The 24,850-nt window shown below is 68.6% G+C and carries 20 protein-coding genes and 1 tRNA gene; 7 read left to right on the top strand and 14 right to left on the bottom strand.

Annotated elements, in window-relative coordinates; genetic code table 11:
* Window positions 1-458: 458 nt before the first annotated feature.
* Together ATO3_RS20590 and ptsP are read left to right on the top strand one after the other, a co-directional pair.
* Window positions 459-1,697 carry an aspartate kinase gene (locus ATO3_RS20590; protein ID WP_088651794.1) on the top strand — a complete coding sequence of 413 codons (1,239 nt, stop codon included), beginning with the start codon at window positions 459-461 and terminating at the stop codon, window positions 1,695-1,697.
* 182 nt (window positions 1,698-1,879) lie between these two features.
* Window positions 1,880-4,123, top strand: coding sequence for a phosphoenolpyruvate--protein phosphotransferase (ptsP, locus tag ATO3_RS20585; RefSeq protein ID WP_088651793.1), 2,244 nt, complete (start codon window positions 1,880-1,882; stop codon window positions 4,121-4,123).
* 272 nt (window positions 4,124-4,395) lie between these two features.
* On the opposite strand, the gene ATO3_RS20580 is transcribed toward ptsP, so the two are convergent.
* A tRNA-Gln gene (locus tag ATO3_RS20580) sits at window positions 4,396-4,470 on the bottom strand.
* A gap of 241 nt (window positions 4,471-4,711) precedes the next feature.
* Window positions 4,712-5,236 (bottom strand): SH3 domain-containing protein, encoded by a 525-nt coding sequence (locus tag ATO3_RS20575; protein ID WP_233152236.1) that lies wholly within the window; start codon window positions 5,234-5,236, stop codon window positions 4,712-4,714.
* Between the two features lie 143 nt (window positions 5,237-5,379).
* Between ATO3_RS20575 and ATO3_RS20570 the strand changes: the two genes are divergently transcribed.
* The 4 genes from ATO3_RS20570 to ATO3_RS20555 all read left to right on the top strand — a co-directional run bounded on the left by ATO3_RS20570 (window position 5,380) and on the right by ATO3_RS20555 (window position 10,402).
* Complete coding sequence (locus ATO3_RS20570) at window positions 5,380-6,366, top strand: 2-hydroxyacid dehydrogenase (RefSeq protein WP_088651791.1); 987 nt, start codon at window positions 5,380-5,382, stop codon at window positions 6,364-6,366.
* 54 nt (window positions 6,367-6,420) lie between these two features.
* Complete coding sequence (gene thpR, locus ATO3_RS20565) at window positions 6,421-6,963, top strand: RNA 2',3'-cyclic phosphodiesterase (protein WP_088651790.1); 543 nt, start codon at window positions 6,421-6,423, stop codon at window positions 6,961-6,963.
* Between the two features lie 110 nt (window positions 6,964-7,073).
* Window positions 7,074-8,849, top strand: coding sequence for a gamma-glutamyltransferase (gene ggt / locus ATO3_RS20560; RefSeq protein WP_088651789.1), 1,776 nt, complete (start codon window positions 7,074-7,076; stop codon window positions 8,847-8,849).
* A 146-nt stretch (window positions 8,850-8,995) separates the two neighbouring features.
* A complete protein-coding gene (locus tag ATO3_RS20555; protein WP_088651788.1) occupies window positions 8,996-10,402 on the top strand; it encodes an FAD-binding oxidoreductase in 1,407 nt (468 codons plus the stop codon).
* Window positions 10,403-10,522: 120 nt separating this feature from the next.
* On the opposite strand, the gene ATO3_RS20550 is transcribed toward ATO3_RS20555, so the two are convergent.
* The 3 genes from ATO3_RS20550 to ATO3_RS20540 form a co-directional block, all read right to left on the bottom strand.
* Window positions 10,523-10,858 carry a carboxymuconolactone decarboxylase family protein gene (locus ATO3_RS20550; RefSeq protein ID WP_088651787.1) on the bottom strand — a complete coding sequence of 112 codons (336 nt, stop codon included), beginning with the start codon at window positions 10,856-10,858 and terminating at the stop codon, window positions 10,523-10,525.
* A 352-nt stretch (window positions 10,859-11,210) separates the two neighbouring features.
* Window positions 11,211-11,864 carry a DUF938 domain-containing protein gene (locus tag ATO3_RS20545; RefSeq protein WP_088651786.1) on the bottom strand — a complete coding sequence of 218 codons (654 nt, stop codon included), beginning with the start codon at window positions 11,862-11,864 and terminating at the stop codon, window positions 11,211-11,213.
* Complete coding sequence (locus ATO3_RS20540; protein ID WP_088651785.1) at window positions 11,861-12,799, bottom strand: aldo/keto reductase; 939 nt, start codon at window positions 12,797-12,799, stop codon at window positions 11,861-11,863. Before ATO3_RS20540 ends, ATO3_RS20545 begins: the two co-directional genes overlap by 4 nt.
* Window positions 12,800-12,992: 193 nt before the next feature.
* On the opposite strand from ATO3_RS20540, the gene ATO3_RS20535 reads away from it, so the two are divergent.
* Window positions 12,993-13,874: an SHOCT domain-containing protein gene (locus tag ATO3_RS20535; protein ID WP_088651784.1), complete on the top strand. Its 882-nt coding sequence runs from the start codon at window positions 12,993-12,995 to the stop codon at window positions 13,872-13,874.
* A 200-nt stretch (window positions 13,875-14,074) separates the two neighbouring features.
* Here the strand turns inward: ATO3_RS20535 and ATO3_RS20530 are convergent, their stop codons facing one another.
* The 9 genes from ATO3_RS20530 to ATO3_RS20490 form a co-directional block, all read right to left on the bottom strand.
* A complete protein-coding gene (locus ATO3_RS20530; protein ID WP_088651783.1) occupies window positions 14,075-15,142 on the bottom strand; it encodes a BMP family ABC transporter substrate-binding protein in 1,068 nt (355 codons plus the stop codon).
* 39 nt (window positions 15,143-15,181) lie between these two features.
* Window positions 15,182-16,099 (bottom strand): ABC transporter permease, encoded by a 918-nt coding sequence (locus tag ATO3_RS20525; RefSeq protein WP_088651782.1) that lies wholly within the window; start codon window positions 16,097-16,099, stop codon window positions 15,182-15,184.
* A gap of 163 nt (window positions 16,100-16,262) precedes the next feature.
* Window positions 16,263-17,345: an ABC transporter permease gene (locus ATO3_RS20520; protein WP_088651781.1), complete on the bottom strand. Its 1,083-nt coding sequence runs from the start codon at window positions 17,343-17,345 to the stop codon at window positions 16,263-16,265.
* A gap of 237 nt (window positions 17,346-17,582) precedes the next feature.
* Window positions 17,583-19,097: an ABC transporter ATP-binding protein gene (locus ATO3_RS20515; RefSeq protein WP_088651780.1), complete on the bottom strand. Its 1,515-nt coding sequence runs from the start codon at window positions 19,095-19,097 to the stop codon at window positions 17,583-17,585.
* The gene (gene xdhC / locus ATO3_RS20510; RefSeq protein ID WP_088651779.1) at window positions 19,094-20,017 is read right to left on the bottom strand and encodes a xanthine dehydrogenase accessory protein XdhC; all 924 of its coding nucleotides are present in this window, start codon (window positions 20,015-20,017) and stop codon (window positions 19,094-19,096) included. The genes ATO3_RS20515 and xdhC overlap by 4 nt, the downstream gene beginning before the upstream one ends.
* Window positions 20,007-22,346, bottom strand: coding sequence for a xanthine dehydrogenase molybdopterin binding subunit (xdhB, locus tag ATO3_RS20505; protein ID WP_088651778.1), 2,340 nt, complete (start codon window positions 22,344-22,346; stop codon window positions 20,007-20,009). Before xdhB ends, xdhC begins: the two co-directional genes overlap by 11 nt.
* Entirely contained in the window at window positions 22,343-23,704 is a 1,362-nt protein-coding gene (xdhA, locus tag ATO3_RS20500) for a xanthine dehydrogenase small subunit (protein WP_088651777.1), read from the bottom strand. The genes xdhB and xdhA overlap by 4 nt, the downstream gene beginning before the upstream one ends.
* Before the next feature lie 237 nt (window positions 23,705-23,941).
* Complete coding sequence (locus tag ATO3_RS20495) at window positions 23,942-24,427, bottom strand: SRPBCC domain-containing protein (protein ID WP_088651776.1); 486 nt, start codon at window positions 24,425-24,427, stop codon at window positions 23,942-23,944.
* Entirely contained in the window at window positions 24,424-24,771 is a 348-nt protein-coding gene (locus ATO3_RS20490; protein WP_088651775.1) for an ArsR/SmtB family transcription factor, read from the bottom strand. The genes ATO3_RS20495 and ATO3_RS20490 overlap by 4 nt, the downstream gene beginning before the upstream one ends.
* Window positions 24,772-24,850: the final 79 nt, after the last annotated feature.

Raw genomic sequence — 24,850 nt, 5'->3', positions numbered from 1 at the left:
GGACGGGCGCGGCCTGGACTTTCCGAACATGGGTGATGCTGTCGGGGCGGGTGTTGCTTGGCGGGCCTGTGCGTGGTGGAGCAGGCGCCTAATTCGTGGGCGCTGTGGCCCGGCGCGTGGCCTCTGCCATGTGTGCCGGGCCCGGGCCTGAGGGGCCGCGCGCGCGTCGCCCACGGGTCACGCCCACCCGCCCACCCCGTGCCCCGCGGCCGCCGCGCGCGCGGCCCGGCGCTGATCCCGACAGGGGCGTTCAAAGCCGCAGGGCAAGGGCGATGCCGCCCGGGGGTGCCACGATCGCCTCGGCCACGCGGGTGGGTCGCGCCGACGTGGCGGACAGGCGCCGAGCTCGACAGGGTGGGGCGTGGCCGAGGCGATCGTGGCGCATCGGCCCGCCTTGCCCCCGGCGCATGGCTGCCTTATGAGGCCCCTGACCCAAATACCCAAGGATCTGTACCCCGATGTCCGTTCTGGTCATGAAATTCGGCGGCACCTCCGTTGCCAACCTCGACCGGATCCGCCGCGCCGCCAAGCGCGTCGGCGTCGAGGTCGCCAAGGGACACAATGTCATCGTCATCGTCTCGGCCATGGCCGGGCGCACCAACGAACTTGTCGGCTGGGTCGAGGAGACCTCGCCGCTGTTCGACGCCCGCGAATACGATGCCGTCGTGGCCTCGGGCGAGAACGTGACCGCCGGGCTGATGGCGCTGACGCTGCAGGAAATGGATGTCCCGGCGCGCAGCTGGCAGGGCTGGCAGGTGCCGGTGCAGACCTCGTCCTCGCATTCCGCCGCGCGGATCGAGGGGATCCCGACCGACAACATCATGGCGAAGTTCGCCGAGGGCATGCAGGTGGCCGTGGTCGCCGGCTTCCAGGGGATCTCGCCCGAGGGGCGGATCACTACGCTGGGCCGGGGTGGCAGCGACACCACCGCCGTGGCCTTTGCCGCCGCCTTCGACGCGGTGCGCTGCGACATCTACACCGACGTGGACGGCGTCTATACCACCGACCCGCGGATCTGCGAGAAGGCGCGCAAGCTGGACCGTATCGCCTTCGAGGAAATGCTGGAACTGGCGAGCCTCGGCGCCAAGGTGCTGCAGACCCGCTCGGTCGAGCTGGCGATGCGCTACGGCGTGCGCCTGCGCGTTCTGTCGAGCTTCGAGGAACAATCGGACAATGCCGGCACGCTCGTCTGTGCCGAGGAGGACATCATGGAATCCAATGTCGTGGCCGGTGTGGCCCATTCCCGCGACGAGGCCAAGCTGACGCTGATCTCGGTCGCGGACCGTCCCGGCATCGCCGCGACGATCTTCTCGGCGCTCAGCGAGGCCGGGGTCAACGTGGACATGATCGTCCAGAACATCTCGGAAGAAGGGCGCACCGACATGACCTTCTCCTGCCCCACCAACCAGGTGGCCCGCGCCGAGCAGGCGCTGGAAAAGGCCATGGCCGACGCGGTCCTGAACTATCGCGAGCTGATCGCCGATACGGCCGTCGCCAAGATTTCGGTGGTGGGCATCGGCATGCGGTCCCACACCGGGGTCGCCGCGCGCATGTTCAAGGCGCTGTCGGACGAGGGGATCAACATCAAGGTCATCACCACCTCCGAGATCAAGATCTCGGTCCTGGTCGATCGCAAGTACACCGAGCTGGCCGTGCAGGCGCTGCACGACGCGTTTGAACTGGAAAAAGCCGGCTGAGGACGACATGCGCGACCGGTCCGCAGTGCAGGCCGGCGCCGCAAGATCGGGCGTGGGCAGAGTGCGCCCCGAAGAAAACAACGTCAGGTTGCATAATTTCTCTTTTGTCTTCCGGGCTGTCTGTGGTCTAAGCATTGAGCCGGCCGGAACGCCGGGCGAATGAGGGGAGCGCCGATCCTTAGATGATCGAGCGGAGCGAAAGCGAAAGCCGGAAGCTGCTCGGGCGGCTTCGGACCGCTATGGCCAGCGACGAGCCGGGCCAGGCGCGGCTGGACCGGATCACGCATCTGATTGCCGACAGCATGCAGACCGAGGTCTGCTCGATCTACCTGTTCCGAGATGACGACACGCTGGAGCTGTGCGCCACCGAAGGGCTGAAGCCCGAGGCCGTGCACCAGACGCGGATGCGGCTGGGCGAGGGCCTGGTGGGCCGCGTGGGCCTGCGCGGCAAGGTCATCAACACGCCCGACGCGCCCTCGGAGAAGGGGTTCCGCTACATGCCGGAGACGGGGGAGGAACGCTATTCCTCCTTCCTTGGCATTCCCGTGCAGCGCCTGGGCGAGATCCTGGGCGTTCTGGTCGTGCAGTCGCGCGACCGCCGGGTCTATTCCGCCGACGAGGTCTATGCGCTGGAAGTGGTCGCCATGGTGCTGGCCGAGATGGCCGAGCTGGGCGCCTTCGTGGGCGAGGGCGCGGCGATGGAGGCACTGCACCAGCAGCCGGTCACGCTGAAATGCACCACCGGGCAGGAGGGCGCGGCCGAGGGCCATGTCTGGCTGCACGAGCCGCGCGTGGTTGTCACCAACCCGATTGCCGATGATCCCGACAAGGAGCGCGAGCGGCTGAACGACGCCGTCGACCGGCTGCGCGTCAGCGTGGACGAGATGCTGGCCCATACCGGCTCGGGCGACAACGAGCAGCTGCAGGTTCTGGAAGCCTACCGCATGTTCGCCAATTCCCGCGGCTGGATGCGCCGCATGGAAGCGGACATCGCCAATGGCCTGTCGGCCGAGGCCGCGGTGGAAAAGGAGCAATCCATCGCCCGCAGCCGCATGGCCGAGGTGCAGGACACCTATCTGCGCGAGCGGCTGGCCGACCTGGACGACCTGTCGAACCGGCTGCTGCGGATCCTGACGGGGCAGGGGGCCGAGACCGGCGCGACCCTGCCGGTGGACCCGATCCTGGTGGCGCGCAACATCGGCCCCGGCGAGCTTCTGGAGTACGGCCGGCGGCTGAAGGGGATCGTGCTGGAAGAAGGCTCGGTCGGGTCGCATGCGGCGATCGTGGCCCGCGCGCTGGCGATCCCGCTGGTGGTTCATGCCGAACGCATCACGAACGAGGCGCTGAACGGCGATCATATCCTGGTCGATGGCGACCAGGGCATCGTGCATCTGCGGCCCGAGGATGCGGTGGCCAAGTCCTTCCGCGACAAGATCGCGATGCAGGCCAAGGCGCAGGAACGCTATGCCTCGATCCGCGACAAGCCGGCGGTGACCGCCTGCGGCGAGCGGGTCGGGCTGTTCATGAACGCGGGCCTGATGGCCGATCTGCCCTCGCTCGCGGGGTCGGGGGCCGAGGGCGTCGGCCTGTTCCGGACCGAGCTGCAGTTCCTGATCCGCAACAAGATGCCCCAGCGCGAGGAACTCGCGCAGACCTATGCGCGGGTGCTGGACGCGGCGGGCGGCAAGCCGGTGGTGTTCCGCACGCTGGACATCGGGTCGGACAAGGTGCTGCCCTACATGAAGCCCACGGACGAGCCCAACCCGGCCCTGGGCTGGCGCGCGATCCGCGTCGGCCTCGACAAGCCGGGCGTGCTGCGGATGCAGCTGCAGGCGCTGATCCGGGCCGCGAACGGGCGGCCGATGACGATCATGTTCCCCTTCATCGCCCAGTTCGAGGAATATCGCGCCGCCCGGGCCGAGGTCGACAAGGCCATCGCGCGCGAAGAGCGGCTGGGCCATCTGTTGCCCGAGACGCTGAAGGTCGGCGCCATGCTCGAGACGCCCTCGATGGCCTTCGCGCCGCAGAAATTCTTCGACGAGGTCGATTTCGTCTCGATCGGCGGGAACGACCTGAAGCAGTTCTTCTTCGCCGCCGACCGCGAGAACGAGCGGGTGCGGCGGCGCTACGACACGCTGAACACCAGCTTCCTCAGCCTGATCGAACGGATCGTGGAGCGGTGCCAGATCTCGGGCACGCCGCTCAGCTTCTGCGGCGAGGATGCGGGCCGGCCGATCGAGGCGGTCTGTTTCGCGGCGATCGGGATCCGGTCGCTGTCGATGCGGCCGGCGTCGATCGGGCCGGTCAAGAGCCTGCTGATGCGCGCCGACCTGCCGGCACTGCGCCGCATCATCGCCGATGCGCGCCACCGCGGAGAGCAAAGCGTGCGCCCCGCGATCATGGACTGGCTGCGGCAGGCGGACTGAGCGGCGCAGGTGACGTAGGGCGCCCGGCGGCTTGCCTGCGTGTTGCTCACCCTGAAGAGAGCGGATGTGCCGGCGCCCCGTCCGCGTCCGGCTGGTGATCGGCAGTGGCCCACGTCGCCGGGCGCCGCGCCCGGTATCTCATCCGCGCTTTCCCTGACCTGTCCCCGACACCTGCAGGATCATGCCGATCCCGAAGGCACGCCTTCAGCGGGGGCGCCTGGCGGTACCGGGCCTTGGGATCCACGGCGGCGCTGACATCGATCTGAGAGAAGTGGCTGGGGTGGTAGGATTCGAACCTACGGTACACGGTACCAAAAACCGCTGCCTTACCGCTTGGCTACACCCCAACGTGGGCGGCTGATTACGCCGACTGCTCGACCAGCGCAAGAGCGTTCGCGCGATTTTTTGACATTTTCAGGGGGCAGATGTCGGAGGCACTGAAAGCGGTGGATCCGACGGAAGGGGCCGGGCGCGGCGCGGCGATGGGATGTGCGGATCGGACAGGGCAGGGGGGCGCGCAGGTCGCACGCGGCGCAGGCAGGCCAGGCCGCGCACCGGGGCAGCCTGCCAGCTGGCAGGCCCCGCCCGTCAGTCGCGCAGCTCGTCCGGGGCCACGCCCCACAGCGCGGATTTCTCGACCCAGCCGCGGTAGCCCCCGGCCGAGATCCGGCACCAGTCGGGATCGCAATCGCCCAGCTTGGCCACGACGCCCATCTCGAACACCGCCGCCACCGGCGAATTCGGGTCGGGGCGGCTGTGGCCCTCGACCATGTCCTTTTCGATCAGCACCGTGCGCACGCCCGAGATCAGCGCGTAATGCACCCAGCCGCCGGCGCCGTCGCGGTCCTGCACGCGGCGCCAGTGCCCGTGCTCGGCCGTGATCATCAGCGGCATGCCGCGCCGCTTGAACACCCAGTCGATGCGATGCGACAGCGACGGGCCACGGCGCACGTTGCCTTCCATCGCCTTCATCGAGACATAGCGGGGAAGCGGAAGGTTGGTGACCGGCCCGCGCCGCTCCTGCGCCGCGAGGGGAAGCGCGACGCATGCCGCGACAACGGTCGAAAGGAAAAAGGAAAAGACACGGCCTCTGCCGGATGCCCTGGGTACCACCGTCGTGTGTCCGTTTGCCTGTTTTTTCTGCCCGACTGCCGCCGTATAAAGGCGGCGAACGGTCTTGCGGGGTCTCGTGCCCCTTTGACCAGGATCTATCATGCCACGGCCGGGCCGGCGGTGAAACTAAAGCGGAGGCAGGAATGGCAAGAGATCGGCTGAGTGTTGTCGTGACGCGACGGTTGCCCGAAGCGGTGGAGAAGCGCCTGAGCGAGCTGTTCAAGGTGGAGCTGCGCAGCGAGGATACGCCGATGGACCGCGATCAGCTGGTCGCGGCGGTGCAGCGCGCCGATGTGCTGGTGCCCACGATCACCGACGAGATCGACGCGGCGCTGATCGGCCAGGCGGGGCCGCAGCTGAAGCTGATCGCGAATTACGGGGCAGGGGTCGACAATATCGACGTGGCCACGGCGCGGCAGCGCGGGATCCTTGTGTCGAACACGCCCGACGTGCTGACCGAGGACACCGCCGACATGACCATGGCGCTGATCCTTGCCGTCACCCGCCGCATCCCCGAGGGGCTTGCCGTGATGCAGAAGGGCGACTGGCCTGGCTGGGCGCCGACCGCCTATCTCGGCGGGCGAATCGCGGGCCGGCGGCTGGGGATCCTTGGCATGGGCCGGATCGGCCAGGCGGTGGCCCGGCGCGCGCAGGCCTTCGGGATGCAGGTGCATTACCACGATCGTGGCCGCCTGCGCCCCGAGACCGAGGACGAGCTGGGCGTGACCTGGTGGGAAAGCCTCGACCGGATGGTGTCGCGGATGGACATCCTGACGATCCATACCCCGGCCACGCCCTCGACCTTCCACCTGATGAACGCCCGGCGGCTGAAGCTGATGAAGCCCGACGCGGTGATCGTGAACACCTCGCGTGGCGAGGTGATCGACGAAAACGCCCTGACCCGGATGCTGCGCGCCGGAGAGATCGCCGGCGCCGGGCTGGACGTCTACGAGTTCGGCACCGACATCAACCCGCGCCTGCGCGAGCTGCCCAACGTCGTGCTGCTGCCGCATATGGGCTCTGCCACGCTGGAGGGGCGGATGGAGATGGGCGAGAAGGTCATCATCAACATCAAGACCTTCGAGGACGGGCACCGGCCGCCGGACCAGGTCGTGCCGTCGATGCTGTAACCGGGTCCGCAGCCGGACCGGACCGGTCCAGGGACCCCGTGCGAAAGGACAGCCATGCGCGACTTCGTGGCCGTCGATCTGCCGGAGACGTGGCTGGATGCGCTGGAGGATCTGCAGATGCATCTGCGGACCGGGCGCATCGTCCCGCGCGAGAACCTGCACCTGACGCTGGCCTTCCTCGGCGACGCCGGCGAGGAGGAGCTGGAAGAGCTGCACCACGCTCTGGAGTCGCTGCCGCCGGTCGCCCTGACGCTGCGGATCGCCGGGCTCGACCTCTTCGGCAGCGCCGAGACGCCGCGCCTTCTTTATGCAGTGGTCGAGGACACGCCCGCGCTCTGCGATCTTCAGCACCATGTCACACGCGCGGCCCGGGCCACGGGGATGGTGCTGGAGCGCCGCCGCTTCCGCCCGCATGTCACGCTCGCCCGCTTCGGCCGTACCGCGCGCGCCGATCCGCAGGCGCTGGCGCGGTTCCTCGAAGCTCACGCGGGCTTTGCGCTGTCCGCTGTCCCGGCATCCTCCATGGGGCTCTACGCCTCCACCCTGCGCCCCGAAGGCGCGGAGTACGAGGCTCTGGCGGTCTATCCGCTTGGGTAAGCGTCCCCTCGGAGCGCGCCGCAACTTCGCCGAACGTCCCGGAACCGAACCGCCGGGTTTTGACCGCGGGCGCGGGCCGTGTAGCGTGGGCGCAGGAATGGGAGAGAAACATGCGCCGAATCTGTCTGTCCGCCATCACGATGCTTGCGATCCCGGGCCTGGCCTGGGCCCAGGACGCCGCCGACACCGTCGCGCCCGAGGCACCGACCTCGGTCGCCACCGCCTCGGATCACGCCGCCATCGACGCCGCGCTGCAGGCCAAGGCCGACGGCCGCCCGGTCGAGGCGCAGGAATGGATGGTCGCCGCCGCCAACCCGCTGGCCGTGGCCGCGGGCGCGAAGATCCTGGAAAAGGGCGGCAGCGCGGTCGACGCGATGATCGCCGTGCAAACCGTCCTGGGCCTGGTGGAGCCGCAATCCTCCGGCCTCGGCGGCGGCGCCTTCATGGTCTACTGGGATGCGGCCGAACAGCGCCTCACCACCCTCGACGGGCGCGAGACCGCACCGATGCAGGCCACGCCGACGTTGTTCCAGGACGATGCGGGCGAACCCCTGGGCTTCTTCGATGCCGTGGTGGGCGGCCTTTCGGTCGGCACGCCGGGCACGCCCGCGCTGATGGAACAGGCCTATCGCAAATGGGGCCGTCTGCCCTGGCCCGATCTCTTCGACGACGCCATCCGCCTCGCCTCCGACGGGTTCGAGGTCTCTCCCCGCCTGGCCGAGCTGGTCGCCGGCGATGCCGAGCGCCTGAGCCACTTCGCGGATACGGCGGCCTATTTCTTCCCCGATGGCGCCCCGATCGAGGCGGGCGAGACGCTGGTCAACCAGCCCTATGCGCTGACCCTGCGGCTGCTGGCGGCCAACGGGATGCGGTCCTTCTACATGGGCAAGATGGCCCAGCAGATCGTCGAGACGGTGCAGACCGCGCCGGGCAATCCCGGCGTGCTCAGCCAGGCCGATCTTGCGCTTTACCAGGTGGTCGAACGCGCGCCGGTCTGCGCGCCCTACCGTGCCTTCGAGGTCTGCGGCATGGGCCCGCCGTCGTCGGGCGCGCTGACGGTGGGTCAGATCCTGGGAATGCTGAACGGCTTCGACCTGGCCGCCATGGGCGCGCAGGATCCGCAGGCCTGGCGGCTGATCGGCGACGCCTCGCGCCTGGCCTTCGCGGACCGGGGCCGCTACATGGCCGATACCGATTACGTGCCGGTGCCGGTGAAGGGGCTGCTGGCCGAGGATTACCTCGCTTCCCGCGCCGAACTGCTGCAGGGCGACATGGCGCTGGACGAGGTCGCGCCGGGCGAACCCGAATACGACCACGCGCTGCTCTGGGCCGACGATGCCTCGATCGAGTTTCCCTCGACCTCGCATATCTCCATCGTCGATGCCGACGGCAACGTCCTGTCGATGACCACCACGATCGAGAACGCCTTCGGTTCGCGGCTGATGGTGGGGGGCTTCCTGCTGAACAACGAACTGACGGATTTCTCCTTCCGCACCCACAGCGACGGCCGCCCCATCGCCAACCGGGTGGAGCCGGGCAAGCGGCCGCGGTCGTCGATGGCGCCGACCATCGTGCTGCGGGACGGCGCGCCGGTGCTGGCGGTGGGCTCGCCGGGGGGCAGCCGGATCATCGGCTATGTCACCCAGGCGGTGATCGCCTGGGCCGACTGGGGCATGAACGTGCAGGAGGCCGTGGCGATGCCCCACGCGGTCAACCGCTTCGGCACCTATGACGTGGAAACCGAAGACCAGGTCGCCGGGCTCGAGGCGCTGGGCTTCGAGGTGAACCAGCGCGGCCTGAATTCGGGCCTGCACGCGATCGAGATCGGCGAGACGCTGCTGGGCGGCGCCGATCCACGGCGCGAGGGCATTGCGCTCGGCCGGTGACGGGGCATCGACCGGGCCGATCAGGGTCAGGGCGGGGGGCAAGGCAGATCGTGCCGGCGCCCGCCCACCCACCCCGCCGCCACGATCTGCCTTGCCCCCCGGCGCACAGAGGTCCAATGTCGCGCCGACTTTCGAAGGGGACATGAATGGGACACGCAGACACGCTTGAGCGGAACGAAACGGGGATCGCCACCGTGATCGCCAGCCTGACGCAGCGCTTCGGCGACCGGCTTCAGACCGGCCGGGCGATCCGTGACCAGCACGGCCACACCACCACCTGGCTGGAAACCCAGGCCCCCGATGCCGTGGTCTTCCCCGAGACCACCGAAGAGGTCGCCGAGATCGTGCGCACCTGCGCCGCCCACAAGGTGCCGGTGATCGCCTTCGGCGTCGGATCCTCTCTGGAGGGCCACGTGAACGCGCCCGCCGGCGGCATCTGTGTCGATTTCAACCGCATGAACCGCATCCTCGCCGTACACCCGGAGGATCTGGACGTGGTCGTGCAGCCCGGCGTCACCCGCGAGGACCTGAACGTGGCGCTGCGTGACAAGGGCCTGTTCTTTCCCATCGATCCGGGCGCCAATGCCTCGCTGGGTGGCATGGCCGCGACGCGGGCCTCGGGCACCAACGCGGTGCGCTACGGCACGATGAAGGACAACATCATCGCGCTCGAGGCGGTGATGCCCGACGGCACCATCATCCGCACCGCGCAGCGGGCCAAGAAGACCTCGGCCGGCTATGACCTGACGCGCCTGCTGGTCGGCTCCGAAGGCACGCTGGGCCTGATCACCGCGATCACCCTGCGCCTGCAGGGCATCCCCGAGGCGATCTCGGCCGCGCGCTGTTCCTTCCCGACGCTGGACGCGGCCTGCCAGGCGGCGATGATGGCGATCCAGTACGGCATTCCGGTCGCCCGGATGGAGCTGATGGATGCCATGGCGGTGAAGGCGGTGAACCTCTATTCCAAGCTCGGCCTGCCCGAGGAACCGCTGCTGCTGCTGGAATTCCACGGCTCGACCGCGGGCGTGGCCGAACAGGCCGAAAGCTTCGGCATGATCTCCGAAGAGGTCGGCGGCACCGGGTTCGAATGGACCACCTCGACCGAGGAACGCAACAGGCTCTGGAAGGCGCGGCACGATTTCTACTGGGCCTCGCTGCAACTGCGGCCCGGCGCCTCGGCGGTGGCGACGGATGCCTGCGTGCCGATCTCGCGGCTGGCCGAATGCGTGGCCCTGGCGGTGGCGAAGGCGGACGAGCTTGGGATCCTCTGCCCCGTGGTGGGCCATGTGGGCGACGGCAATTTCCACATGTCCCCGCTGATCGACAAATCCGACCCGGCCGAGCTCGAAAAGGCCGAGGGCTATGTCGCCTGGCTGGCCAAGCTGGCGATCTCGATGGACGGGACCTGCACGGGCGAACACGGCATCGGGCAGGGCAAGCGGAAATACATGGAGCAGGAGCTGGGCCCCGCGATCCGCTACATGCAGGCGATCAAGGCGGCCATCGACCCGGACAACATCATGAACCCGGGCAAGATCCTGCCCCCGGCCTGATCGCGGCCCCGGGATCCGTCCCGCAGCCTGACACCGGAGCGGGACCAGAATTTTCGCCGAAAATTCTGCGCCCCGTCCCGCGGTCTGGGATCAGGCTCCATGCTGGTCGGCGGCTCCGGCTCAGGCGGTCAGTTCGTCCCAGCATTCCAGCGCCTTGGCGGCATACATCATCGACGGGCCGCCGCCCATCTGGATGCACATGCCCAGCACGTCCGCCAGCTCCTCGCGGCTGGCGCCGGTCTTTTGCAGGGCGTCCACGTGCAGCATGATACAGGGCTCGCAGCGGTCGGCGATGGCGATGGCCAGCGCGACGAACTCCTTTGTCTTTAGATCCAGCGCACCGCCCTGTTTCGCCGCCTTCGACAGCGCGCCAAAGCCCCTGGCGGTCTCGGGAATGGCGGTGTTCAGCACCCGCAGCCCTGCGCGGGTCTGGTCGAGTTTCTCTGTCCAGCTCATCTCGGTCGTCCTTCACACATTCTGATATTGGAACATGTCCGCCTACATCATGGCGCGGCCGGGCTGTCCTTGATCTGGATCAGTGGGACAGAGACGGCGCGCCGGCCTGCGGGCAGGAGCGGGCGGGATCCGGTTCAACGGAGTATTTGGACAAAGGAGAAGACAGGGTGTGGCACTTATGAACGAAAAGTAAATGCGCGCCTGCAACCCTTTGATTTCACGTCGGCCGGCCCGTGTCCCACGCGTGGGACAGTCGCGCGGCCCTGTCTTCTTCTTGGTATAAATACCTCATCCAGCCCCCCGCAGCAGGCGCGGCGGCCGGGGTGGAGGGATATCGGGCGACAGGGCATGTTCAGGCGCCGCGCCGGGCGACCAGGGCCAGGTTGTTGGCGGGCATCTCGACCTGGCGGAGGATCTCAAGCCCGGCCTCGGTCAGCGCCTCGCGGATCTCGGCGTCATTCTTGTAGCCGATGGCCGGATCGGCCTCGCGCAGCTGGCCGTCGAAGGTCTCGTCGCCTTCGCTGGTCAGCTTGCCGTCGCGCCTGAAGGGGCCGTAGATCACGAAGACCCCGCCGGGTGCCAGCGCCTGCGCGGCCTCGGACAGCAGGGTGAGCGCCTCGGGCTGGCTGACGAGGTGCAGCAGGTTGCTGAGCACGATCAGGTCCTGGCCCGGCCAGTCCCCGGACCAGCCGGCGGTGCAGGCGTCCAGCGGTTGCGCCGCGCGGATGCTGTCCAGCCCGGCCTCGGCGGCATGGGCGTCGATGCTGGCGCGGCGGGCCGGGTCGGGCTCGGTGGGCTGCCAGGTCAGGCCGGGCAGGGTTTCGGCAAAGACCACCACGTGCTGGCCCGTGCCGCTGGCGATCTCCAGCGCGCGGCCCGTTCGGGGCGCGACAAGGGCCAGCAGCTGCGCGATCGGCGCGGCGTTGCGCTCGGCCGAGGGTGCGTAGAGCCGGTCGCCCCCCGCGGCTTCGGCGAAGCTTGCGGTGGGGGGCAGCTTGCGTGTCATGCCTGCTCCTCGATCCGGTCGGTCGCCGGCGGCGGGGTGGGCGACAGCGCCGCGATCCGGGCGTAAAGCTCGGGCGGCATCGGGTGCCCCATCGCGGCGAGCGAGGGCGTCAGCTGCTCGGCCGAGCGGCCCGACAGGATCGGCACCGGGGCGGTGGGATGCGCGGCGACCCAGGCCACGGCGAGCGTGGCGGGATGGGTGCCCAGCTCCTCGGCCAGGGCGGCAAGGCCCTCGGCGGCGCGGGCCATGTGGCCGGGGGCGTAGCGCGCCTTGTAGCGCTGATCCTCGGTCAGGCGGCCGTCGGCGGGGCCACGGGTGTACTTGCCGGTCAGCAGCCCGGCGCCCAGCGGTGAATAGGTGACGGCGGTGATGCCCTGGTCGGCGCACATCGGCAGGATCTCGACCTCGGCCTGGCGCGTCACCAGGCTGTACATCGGTTGCAGCAGGTCGACCTGCAAATCGAATTCCGCGGCGAGGCGCACGGCCTTCATCACCTGCCACGCGGCGAAGTTGGACAGGCCCACGTAGCGGATCAGCCCCTCGGCCTTCAGCGCGGCGAAGCATTCCATCGTTTCGCGCAGGTCGGTGTCGGGATCGAACCGGTGCAGGTAGAGCGCGTCGACCTCGTCCATGCCCAGCCTCTGGCGGCAGGTGTCGAACTGCGCGCGCATGTTCGCGGCCGAGGCGCCCCCGGTGAAGCCCACCTTGGTCGCGACGAAGACGTTCTCGCGCTCGGGGGCGACGAACTGGCCGAGCAGCGTTTCCGAGGCGCCGTCGGTGTACATGTGGGCGGTGTCGAAATGGGTAATCCCGGCGGCGCGGCATGTCTCGTACATGGACTCGCTGGCCAAGGCATCCGCCGCGCCGCCGAATTGCATCGTTCCGAAGGAAAAGCGCCCAGCGGGCGAATGGGTCAAGGTCGCAAGTTTGTTCATTCGTCTTCTTTGTCACTCTCACCGGGGCTTGAAAAGTCCCTGAGCGCGCCATCTGTCAGGAACACGGAACAGGACCGGCCCGTTGTCCGGGATATTACCCCTACCGCAGGTGCCGGGTGCATGTTAGGCCCCCCGCGATCGCCAGACCATCGCGCGGTTCCGAAAACCGAACAGAACGGATGGGAGACCTCTGATGACACTGCTCACCCCCGAGGGGCAATCGATCGTGAACGACGTGGCCGCGCGCCACGGTTTCAGCCCGGACGCCGTGACCCATGTGCTGGTCTCGCTCAGCCAGGGCGGCGGCAGCCAGGCGCAGTTCAACCACTGGGAGCTGGGCGGCATGGGCCAGTGGTCGATGGGCGGCATGACGATGATCGGCGACATGTTCAACAACGGGCTGAAGGCGCGGGTGGACGGGCTGTGTTCGGAATTGTCGAACACGCTGGCCGCCAATCAGGTGTTCCAGCCGCCGGCGAGCTACCAGAACCAGAGCAGCTCCTATCAGGGGCAGAGCCAGGGCGGCGGCCAGATGCAGATGCAGGGCGGTGGCGGCGGTTTCGGCCAGTCTAGCCTTTTCGTGTCCGGCTCTGGCCAGGGCAACTGGTGGCCGCAGGACCTGGGGCAGCCGGCCTCGGTGGGGTCGCAGAATGATCTCAAATACGCCTATTTTCCTGGTAGCTGCCGGCTGGCGATCCTGCTGAACGGGCAGGTCACGGTCTATGACACCGGCCAGCACAATATCGGCGGCTTCGGCCAGCAGCAGGGCGGCGATCAGTCGCTGACCTTCACCAGCCAGTTCGGGCTGGTCCGTGTGGCCGACCTGCCGGTGGTGCCGGTGGGCGGGGAGCCGGTGCAGGAGCCGCAGCAGATGCCCGAATCCGACCCGGTGCCACAGCAGATGCAGGAGCCCGCGCCGGAGCCATACGCCGCGCCGGCCCCGGGGCCGGCGCCGTCGGGCAACAGCGACGAGATCTTCGCAACGCTCGAGAAGCTGGGCGGCCTGCGGGACAAGGGCATCATCTCGGATGAGGAATTCGCCGAGAAGAAGATGGAGCTGCTGTCGCGGCTGTGACCCGGGCGGTGGGGTGAAACCCCACCCTACATCCCTGGCAGGCTGGCATGTTCCGGCTGCGCGGTCCGACTGCGGGACACGACCGGCTCGCCTAGAGGGAGGCGTGCCGGCTCTCGCCATGAACAGAACGCGGAAAGGCCCCGTCGGTGGACGGGGCCTTTGCTGTTTTCGGGGCGCACGCGGGCCCGGGCAAGCGCCGCTTACTGCGGGATCTCGCCGGTCAGGCCCTCGACGTAGAAGTTCATGCCGGCCAGGGTGCCGTCATCGGCGATTTCGCCCTCGGCCAGCCAGGGCGTGCCGTCCTGCTTGTTCAGCGGGCCGGTGAAGGGGTGATACTCGCCGTTGGCGATCCCGTTCATGACCTCGAGCGCGGCGGCCTTCGCTTCTTCCGGGACGGTGTCGGTGATCTCGCCGATTTCGACCATGCCGGCGTCGATCCCCTGCCAGACCGACTGGCTTTCCCAGGTGCCGTCCATCACGTCGCGGGTGCGCTGGATGTAATAGGGCGCCCAGTTGTCGATGATAGAGGAGACCCGCGGCGAGGGCTTGTATTCGGCCATGTCCGAGGCCTGGCCGAAGCCGATCACGTTGCCGGCGGCCTTGGCGGCGGCAAGCGGCGCGGTGGAGTCGGTGTGCTGCAGGATCACGTCCGCGCCCTGTTCGATCAGCACCTTGGCGGCGTCGGCCTCTTTCGCGGGATCGAACCAGGTGTAGGCCCAGACGATCTTGAACTCGACATCCGGGTTCACCTTCTTGGCGTGGATATAGGCCGAGTTGATGCCGCGGATCACTTCGGGGATCGGGTAGGAGCCGATGTAGCCGATGATGTTGCTCTCGGTCATCATGCCGGCGATCGTGCCCTGCACCGCGCGGCCTTCATAGAAGCGGGCGGAGTAGGTGGAGACGTTGGGCGCGGTCTTGTAACCGGTGGCGTGTTCGAACTTCACGTCCGGGAACTTGGCCGCGACATTCACGGTCGGGTCCATGTAGCCGAAGGAGGTGGTGAAGATCAGGTCCGCGCCCTGCAGCGCCATCTGGGTGATGACACGTTCGGCATCGGGGCCCTCGGCCACGTTCTCGACGTAGACGGTTTCGACCTGGTCGCCGAATTCCTCTTCGACCGCCAGGCGGCCCTGGTTGTGTTCGTAGGTCCAGCCGCCGTCGCCCACCGGGCCGACATAGACAAAGCCGACCTTGGTCTGGGCCACGGCCGCGCCGGCCAGGCCCAGGGCCAGGGCGACCCCGGCCAGAAGTGCAGTACGTTTCATCGAAATCCCCTATCGTTCAGGTCTTTGGCCCCGCAGCGATCAGCTTGAGGCATGGAAGGTCCGGCCAAGCGAGGCCGGGGCATTGCTCTTGTCCGCGGACAGGATCACGAGCACGAGGATCGTGATCAGGTAGGGCGACATTGCAAGATATTCGACAGGGATCGCAACACCTGCCGCCTGCAGATTAAGCTGAAGCACGGTGACGCCGCCGAAAAGATAGGCACCGATCAGGACGCGCCAGGGCTTCCAGCTGGCAAAGACCACCAGGGCGAGGGCGATCCAGCCGATGCCCGCGGTCATGCCCTCGGTCCATTGTGGCACGCGGATCAGGCTGATGTAGGCCCCGCCGAGACCCGCGCAGGCACCGCCGAAGAGGATCGCCATCACCCGGATGCGCTTGACCTTGTAGCCCAGCGCATGGGCCGCATCGTGGTTCTCGCCCACCGCGCGCAGGATCAGCCCGGCGCGGGTGAATTTCAGCAACGCCCAGACGCCGGCGACGATCAGGATGCCGACATAGAGCATCAGGTCATGGCCGAAGAGGATCGGACCGATCACCGGGATATCGCCCAGGGCGCCGAAGGCGTCTCCGGTCTCGGGCGGTTTGATGCCCACGTAGCGCTGGCCCAGAAGGGACGACAGGCCGAGGCCGAAGAGGGTCAGCGCCAGGCCCGATGCCACCTGGTTGGCCAGGGCGAATTGCGTGAGGATCGCGAAGAGCACCGAAAGCAGCGCGCCCCCAAGGGCGGCTGCGATGAACCCCAGAACCGGCGAGCCGGTTTCCACCGCGATGGCAAAGCCGCAGATCGCGCCGGTGATCATCATGCCCTCGACACCGAGGTTCAGAACGCCCGCGCGTTCCACGACAAGCTCTCCGATCGCGGCCAGCAGCAGGGGCGTGGCCGCGACCATCAGCGAGGCGATCAGCAGGACGGGATTGATGGCGCTCAGGTCCATGGGGTGGCTCCGGTCAGGTCGTGGCGGCGGTTGGGGCAGGGGATGCGCGCCGCGGAGGGCCGGGCAGCCCCCGTCAGCTCCCGCCCGCCCTCCCCGCTGTCGGGGGCTGCCCTTGGCGCCCGTGGCCGGCGGGGCGCGAAGGGGTGCTCGGTCTGTGCGGACATCACGCGACCTCCCGCTTTGCGAACCGGATGCGGTAGTTGGTGAGCAGGTCGAAGGCCAGCAGGAAGAACAGCAGCATGCCCTGGAACACCTGGATCGCCGCCGCCGGCAGGCCCAGGTTCGACTGCGCGATCTCGCCGCCGATATAGGTCAGCGCCATCAGCCCGCCGGCCAGCAGGATGCCCACCGGGTGCAGCCGGCCAAGGAAGGCCACGATGATCGCGGTGAACCCGTAGCCCACGTTGAAATCGATGGTGATCTGGCCGGCGGGGCCCGCGACCTCGAAAAGCCCGGCCAGCCCGGCCAGCGCACCGGAAGTGCCAAGGCAAAAGAGGATCAGCCGCGCCGGTTTCACGCCCGAGAAGCGCGCGGCGCGGGGCGCCTCGCCGGTCAGGCGGATCTGGAAGCCCAGCATGTGCCGGTTCAGCAGGACATAGGCGAAGATCACCGCGATGAAGGCGAATGCCACGCCCCAGTGCATGCCCGAGCCTGCGAAGATCTCGGCGTTATGGGCGGCGGGGTATTGCTGCAGGTTGCGGCTGCCGGGGAAGCCGAAGCCCTCGGGGTTCTTGAGAAAGGACAGCGAGGCGGCGGCCAGGAACTGCTCGGCCACGTAGACCAGCATGAGCGAGACGAGGATCTCGTTCGTGCCGAATTTCACCTTGAGGATCGCGGGGATCATCGCCCAGATCCAGCCGCCAAGCGCGCCGCCCAGGATCATCAGCGGGAAGACGATCATGCTGTCGAGCGGGTAGAAGGCCAGCCCCACCGCCGCGCCGAAGATGGCGCCCATGATGTACTGCCCCTCGGCGCCGATGTTCCAGATTCCGGCCCGGAACCCAAGGCTGAGCCCGATCGCGATCAGCACCAGCGGCGCGCCTTTGACCAGCAGCTGCGGGCGGTAGTAGAAGGCGAATTCGCTGAAGAGCGGATCCCAGAAGATGGTGCGGATCGCCTCGAACGGGTTCTCGCCAAGGAAGGCGAAGAGGATGCCGCCGAAGATCATCGTCGCCAGCACCGCGACGATGGGCGTGGCCACCGACCAGAGGTCCGATGGCTGCGGCCGTTTTTCGAGTTTGATCATGAATGGGCCTTTCCGAACTGCCCCGTCCATCCGTCACGCCCGGCGCAACCGGGCAGCGGTGAGGTGGGGTTCAGGATCGCCCAGTGGACGATCCGCCCCCTCCGAACACCTCCCCCCGGAGACCGCTTTGGCGATGTCACCAGCAGCCCGCGCGGCATGGATGCCTTTGAGAGCCCACGCTGGCCGAATGTGGCAATGCGGCCTCCAGGTCGGCCGCTGCCCGGCTGCGCCTTGTGATCACACATGCGCCACCTCCATTCCGTGGGCGCCGCCCATCATCAGGCCGATCTCGTCGATCGTCAGCCCGGCGGTCGGGCGGGGCGGCGTCAGGCGGCCTTCGTTCAGGGCGGCGAAATTGTCGGCGATCTCCATCAGCTCGTCGAGGTCCTGGCTGATCACCACCAGCGCCGTGTCGCCCGTGGCCAGATCCAGCAGCGCCTGCCGGATCGCCGCGGCGGCGGCCGCGTCCACGCCCCAGGTCGGCTGGTTCACCACCAGCACCTCGGGCCGTTGCAGCACCTCGCGTCCGATGACGAATTTCTGCAGGTTCCCGCCCGACAGCGACCGCGCGGCATTCTCCGGCCCCGGTGTGCGCACGTCGAAGGCCTCGATGATGCGCTGGGCGAAGTCCTTTGCCTTGCCCCAGCGCAGGAACCCGTTGCCCACCAGCCCCTCGCGCGCGGCGCCGGTCAGCATGGCGTTCTCGGTCAGGCTCATGTCCGGCGCGGCGGCATGGCCCAGCCGTTCCTCGGGCGCGGTCAGCAGCCCCAGCGCCCGGCGCTGCGCCGGCCCCAAGGCGCCCACCGGCTGCCCGTGCAGCGCCACGGCATCACCCCTGGTCACGATCTCGCCCGACAGCACGGCCAGCAATTCGTCCTGCCCGTTGCCCGCAACCCCGCCGATGCCCAGGATCTCGCCCTTGCGCACCGAAAGGCTCAGGTCTTTCAGGGACGTTCCGAAGGCCGAGGGAGAGGCCGCCGACAGCCCCCTGATCTCCAGCGCCACCTCTCCCAGCGCGCGGCCAGACCGTTCCGGTGACTGCAGCGCGCTGCCCACCATCATTTCGGCCATCTCCCGCGCCGTGGTCTCGCGCGGGACACAGGTGCCCACGTTCTTGCCCAGCCGCAGGATCGTGGCGGTGTCGCACAGCGCGCGGATCTCCTCCAGCTTGTGCGAGATGTAAAGGATTGCGGTGCCCTCCGAGCTGAGCTTGCGCAGCGTCTCGAAAAGGATCTGCACCTCCTGCGGGGTCAGAACGGAGGTCGGCTCGTCCATGATCAGCAGCTTGGGGTCCTGCAGCAGACAGCGGATGATCTCGACCCTCTGGCGTTCCCCGGCCGACAGGTCGCCGACAATGCGCGCGGGATCCAGCGGCAGGCCGTAGGTTTCGGACACCTCGCGGATGCGGCGGGCCAGATCGCGCATCGGCGGCGGATCCTCCATGCCAAGCGCGATGTTCTCGGCCACGTTCAGCGCGTCGAAGAGCGAGAAATGCTGGAACACCATGGCGATGCCGTCGGCGCGCGCGGCACTGGGCTCGGGCGGGGCATAGGGCGCGCCGCGCAGGGTCATCTCGCCGCTGTCGGGCTTCACCAGGCCGTAGATCATCTTGACCAGCGTGGATTTCCCGGCGCCGTTCTCGCCCAGCAGGGCATGCACCTCACCCTCGCCGATGTCGAAGGACACCTGATCGTTGGCGACCACGCCGGGATAGGCCTTGGTCAGGCCCTTTATGCTTAGCAGGACGCTCATGCCCGCACCTCGCGACGCGCGCCCCGCAAGGGCGCGAGGAGCTGCGCGCCGACGCCAAGGGCGATGGCCTGGGGATGCTTGCCCAGCGACGGGTCGCCGATCGGGCAGGTGATCCGCGCGATCTGCTCCGGCCCATGGCCCAGCCCGGCCAGCCGGCTGCGGAACCGCGCCCATTTGGTGGCCGAGCCGATCAGCCCGGCAAAGGCAAAGCCGTGCAGCAGCAGCGCATGGCACAGCTCCAGGTCCAGCGCGTGGGAATAGGTCAGGATCAAATGCTCGGCCTCCTTCGGGGCACGGGGCACCAGCGCGGCGGGGGCGGCCGCCGGCACCATGGTCACGCCCTCGGGGATCGTCTCGGGAAAGCGCTCGGGCCCGGTGTCGACCCATGTGATCGCAAGATCGGGCAGGGGCGCCAGCACATCCACCAGCGCCCGGCCCACATGCCCCGCGCCCCAGATCCACAGCGGCCGCGCCGCCTGCGCCACCGGCTCCACCATCCAGCCGTCGACCAGCAGCGGCGCGGGGATCTCGCCCCGGTCGCGCGCCCGGGCGAGGATCCGTTCCACCGCCAGCGGCACCGGCCCGTCGGCCGCAACGGGGCGGGCAAAGACCTCGCCCCCGATGCGCGCCAGATCCTCGGCCACGAACCGTTCGGTCAACAGCGTCACCGCCCCGCCGCAGCACTGGCCTAGATCCGGGCCAAGCGCCTGCCGGCTCAGGCCGCAGCGCCCGGCCCGCGCGGCCTCGGCCGCCTCGAATTCCAGCGCGCCGCCGCCGATGGTCCCGCTTTGCCCGCCGTCCCAGACCAGCATCGCGGCGCCGACCTCGCGCGGGGCAGAGCCCTTCACCTCTGCCACCACGACCCGCCAGACCGGCCCCCGGGCCAGCGCGCGGCGCAGCGCTTCGATCTCAAACGCCATCGCCCATCCCCCGGCCCATTCCCCGGATCGCGCGCCAGACCTCTTCGGCCGTGGCGGGCGCGTTCAGCGCGGGATAGCCCGTGCCACAGGCCGCCACCGCATGGCTCAGCGCCAGCCAGGCCGAAATGCCCAGCATGAAGGGCGGCTCGCCCACCGCCTTGGAGCGATAGATCGTGTCCTCGCGGTTCTCCGTGTCCCAGAGCGTGACGTTGAAGACGTCGGGCCGGTCCGAACAGGCGGGGATCTTGTAGGTCGAGGGCGCATGGGTGCGCAGCCGCCCCTTGTCGTCCCAGACCAGTTCCTCGGTCGTGAGCCAGCCGGCGCCCTGCACATAGGCGCCTTCGATCTGGCCGATGTCGATCGCGGGGTTCAGCGAGGCGCCGGCGTCATGCAGGATATCGGCCCGCAGGATCCGGTTCTCGCCGGTCAGCCGGTCCACCGCGACCTCGGTGATCGCCGCACCATAGGCAAAGTAGAAGAACGGCCGCCCGTCGCCCTTGATCCGGTCCCAGTCGACCTTGGGCGTCTTGTAGAACCCCGTGGACGACAGGCTGACCCGCCCGGCATAGGCGCGCCCGGCAGCCTCGGCGAAGGTCATGGTCTCGGACCCGACCGACACATGCCCGTCGGCGAACCGCACCTCCGAGATATCCGCCTGGTAGACCTGCGCGAGATAGGCGGCCATGCGATCGCGGATCGTGTCGCAGGCGGCCTTGACCGCCATGCCGTTCAGATCGCTGCCCGACGAGGCCGCCGTGGCCGAGGTGTTGGGCACCTTGGCGGTATCGGTCGCGGTGATCTTCACCGCCTCAAGCCCCACGCCGAAGCGGGCGGCGGCCACCTGCGCGACCTTCTGGAACAGGCCCTGTCCCATCTCGGTCCCACCATGGTTCAGGTGGATGGAGCCGTCCTGGTAGACATGCACCAGCGCGCCCGCCTGGTTGAGATGGGTGAGCGTGAAGGAAATCCCGAACTTCACCGGCGAAAAGGCGATCCCCTTCTTCAAGATCGGGTTCTCGGCGTTCCATGTGTCCACCGCCGCCTTCCGCGCCGCGTAATCCGACGAGGCCAGCAGCGCCTCGGTCATCTCGTGCAGCTCGAAATCCTCGACCGTCTGGCCATAGGGCGTCTTTGCCTTCATCTTTGGGGAAATACTCCCGCCGGAGGCATCCGCGCTCACCGCCTGCGCCGACGGATAGTAGTTCACGCGCCGCAGCTCCACCGGATCCATCCCAAGATCATGGGCGATGTGATCCATGATCCGCTCCATGCCGATCATGCCCTGCGGCCCGCCAAAGCCCCGGAAGGCCGTGGCGCTTTGCATGTTGGTCTTCAGCCGGTGCGAGGTGATGCGGATCTCGGGGATCCAGTAGGCGTTGTCGGCATGCAGCATGGCGCGGTCGGCCACGGGCAGCGACAGGTCCATGCCCCAGCCGCAGCGGGTGTAATGGGTGACATCCACCGCCAGCAGCTTGCCGTCGTCGTCGAAGCCGGCGGTATAGTCGATGCGGAAGTCGTGCCGCTTGCCGGTGATGGTCATGTCGTCGTCGCGGTCGTAGCGCATCGAGGCCGCGTGCCCCGTGGCCCGCGCCACCAGCGCGCAGGCGATGGCCAGCGCGTTGCCCTGGCTCTCCTTCCCGCCAAAGCCGCCGCCCATGCGCCGGGTTTCCACCCGGACGGCATGCATCGGCACGCCAAGCGCATCGGCGACCTTGTGCTGGATCTCGGACGGATGCTGGGTGGACGACCCCACGAGCATGTCCCCGCCTTCCTGCGGCAGGGCAATGGCGGCCTGGCTTTCGAGGTAGAAATGCTCCTGCCCGCCGATCTCGAACTGCCCCGAGACCTTGCGCGGCGCCTTGGCCAGCGCGGCGTCGACGTTGCCGCGCCCGTAGACGCGCGGGCCTTCCTCGAACCGGCTGTCGGCGGCCAGCGCCTCCTCGATCGTCAGGATCGGGGGCTCCTCGGAATAGGTGACCTCGGCCAGCCGCGCCGCCTTGCGCGCGGCCAGGTGGGTGGTGGCGGCCACCAGGAACAGGGGCTGGCCAAGGTAATGCACGGTGCCGTCGCTCAGCAGCGGTTCGTCATGGGCCGAGGGCGAGACATCGTTGGCGAAGGGCAGGTCGTCGGCCGTCAGCACCGCCACGACGCCGGGCGCCGCGCGCACCGCGTCCAGGTCCATCTGCGTGATATGCCCGCGCGCGATTTCCGACAGGCCGAAGGCCAGGTGCAGCGCGTCTGCGGGCAGGGGGATGTCGTCGACATAGCGCGCCTGTCCGGTCACGTGCAGCGCGGCGGCATCATGGGGCAGGGGTTTCGCGACACTCATGCGCGGACCTCCAGCACCGATGTGACCAGCCCCTGGCTGTCCGCGAAATGCCGCTGCAGCATCGCGCCCGCCGCGTCCAGCCGATAGGCGGCCGAGGCGCGCATGTCGTCCATCGGCTGGAAATCCCGCTCCAGCGCGGCGCGGGCGGTGTCGATGCTGTCGGCGGTCCACGGTGTGTCGCGCAGCGCCATTTCCGTGTGCGAGGCGCGTTTCGGCACGCCGGCCATGCCGCCGAAGGCGATGCGCGCGTCGGTCACGCGGCCGCTCTCGACCGTTATGTTGAAGGCGCCGCAGACGGCCGAGATATCCTGGTCAAACCGTTTCGACAGCTTGTAGACCCGCAGGGTGTCGGCCTGCCGCGGAAAGCTCACCGCCTCGACGAATTCGCCCGGGTCGCGATCCTGGCGGCCGTAGTCGAGGAAGAACTCCTCCAGCGGCATTGCGCGCCTGTCGTCGCCCTTGCGCAGGTGCAGCGTGGCGCCAAGCGCGATCAGCACGGGCGGGTTGTCGCCAATGGGGGAGCCATTGGCGATGTTGCCGCCCAGCGTCGCCGCGCCGCGCACCTGGACCGAGCCGTAGCGGCGCAGCATCTCGGCATAGGAGGGGTGCAGCGGCGCCATCGCGGCGCGCCACTGTTCCATGTCGACCATGGCGCCGGCGCGGACCCCGGTCTCCGTGACTTCGACGGTCTTCAGGTCCGCGCAGCGGTTCAGGAAGATGACCGGCGCAATGTCGCGCAGCTGCTTTGTCACCCAGAGCCCGACATCCGTGGCCCCCGCCACCAGCGTGGCCTTCGGCTCGGCCTGGTAGATCCGGGCGAGCTCATCGGCGTTGCCCGGCGCATATTCCGAGGCGCCCTCGGCCGTCGGGGCCGTGTCGTGCATCCACTCGGGCACCGGCGCGCTTGCGGCGGCCTCGGCCGCGCGGATGATCGGCGCATAGCCGGTGCAGCGGCAGAGGTTTCCGGCGAGCCGGTCGTCATGGTCCGTCTGCCCGTTCAGATGCGCGCAGGCCATCGAGGCAAGGAAGCCCGGCGTGCAGAAGCCGCACTGGCTGCCGTGATGGCTGACCATGGCCTGTTGCACGGGATGCAGCGTGCCGTCGGGGCCCGAAAGGCCCTCGACCGTGCGCACGGCCTTGCCGTCGAGCTGGGGCAGGAAGAGGATGCAGGCGTTCAGCGTCCTGGCCCCGGCCTCGTCGGTGACGATCACCGAACAGGCGCCGCAATCGCCCTCGTTGCAGCCCTCCTTGGTGCCTGTCAGGCGCCGTTCCTCGCGGAGCCAGTCGAGAAGCGTGGCCGTCACCGGCGCATTCCCGAGCGTGACCGTTTCGCCGTTGAGACGGAACGTGATCTTCATATGCGTTCGCCTGCCGCTGTCTGTTGTCCCGGGGCCCGTGGCGCGCCCCGGCCCGATGCGGCGGAAAGCAAAGGCGCGGCCCTGTCCTGCACAGAAAAGCGGCAACGCCGCTGCGAGGCAAGAGCCCGCCGGTCCGGACTGCAAGTTTCAGGGGCAATTGCCCGTTCGGCAAGCGTTGTCTTTCGTTCGGCCCCGCCCTTGACGCGGTCCGGCGCGGCGGCAGCGGCCAGGCTGCGCCTATTGCACCTGTTCGACCCCGGCCCTGGCCATTTTCGCCAGGCTGTCCAGCGCGCCGTTCCAGCCTTCGCCATAGCCGTCCAGCGTTTCGGCGCCCGAGACGCTGACGATCTGCAGCGTGACCTTGAGCAGGCTGCCGGTCCCGGTCGCCTGCACCTCCTGCGACACCAGCGAGACCGAGAGCAGGTCGCCGCCGACGGACAGCGTTTCGGTCAGGATCAGCTGCGCGGGGGGCGCGACGCGGTGGAAGGTCGACACCACCTGGAACTCCGGCGTTTCCCTGGGGCCGCAGCGCGCGACCTCGCGGCCGCCCTCGCGGATGTCGCATTCGTCGATCTCGATCTGCACGTCCTCGCTGGGCGCGGACCAGATCGCCCGGGCCGCGCGGTCGGTCATCAGGGCAAACAGCCGGTCCGGCGGGCAGCCGATCTCGCGCGTCAGGGTCAGGGTGTCGAAGTGGCAGGCATCTTGGCAGGCATCGCTCATGGGGTCTCTCCGGTACTCATACGCTCACGTTCCAGCCGCTCGGCCAGGGCGCCCAGCCGGTCCAGCCGGCTCTCCCAGATGCGGCGTTGCCTCTGCAGCCAATGCTCGGCCTCGGCCAGCGGCGCGGCCTCGATATGCACGATGCGCACGCGGCCTTTCTTTTCGGATCGCACCAGGCCGCTGGCTTCCAGCACCTTGAGATGCTTGAGAAACGTGGGCAGCGCGATGTCATGCGGCGCGTGCAGCTCTCCGACCGGGGCAGGGCCGGAGACAAGGCGTTCGATCACCGCCCGCCGTGTGGGATCCGACAGGGCGGCAAAGAAGGCATCCATTTGGTTAGTCATGTGGCTAAGTATTCAGGCGCCTGCGATTCGGTCAAGACAGTTTGCCTTTCGGCTAAGTATTTCATTGAACAGCGCGGCG

It is taken from the genome of Marinibacterium profundimaris, from assembly GCF_002210095.1.
In the GTDB taxonomy this organism is placed as follows: domain Bacteria; phylum Pseudomonadota; class Alphaproteobacteria; order Rhodobacterales; family Rhodobacteraceae; genus Marinibacterium; species Marinibacterium profundimaris.
This window is presented reverse-complemented; position numbering and strand designations above follow the sequence as displayed.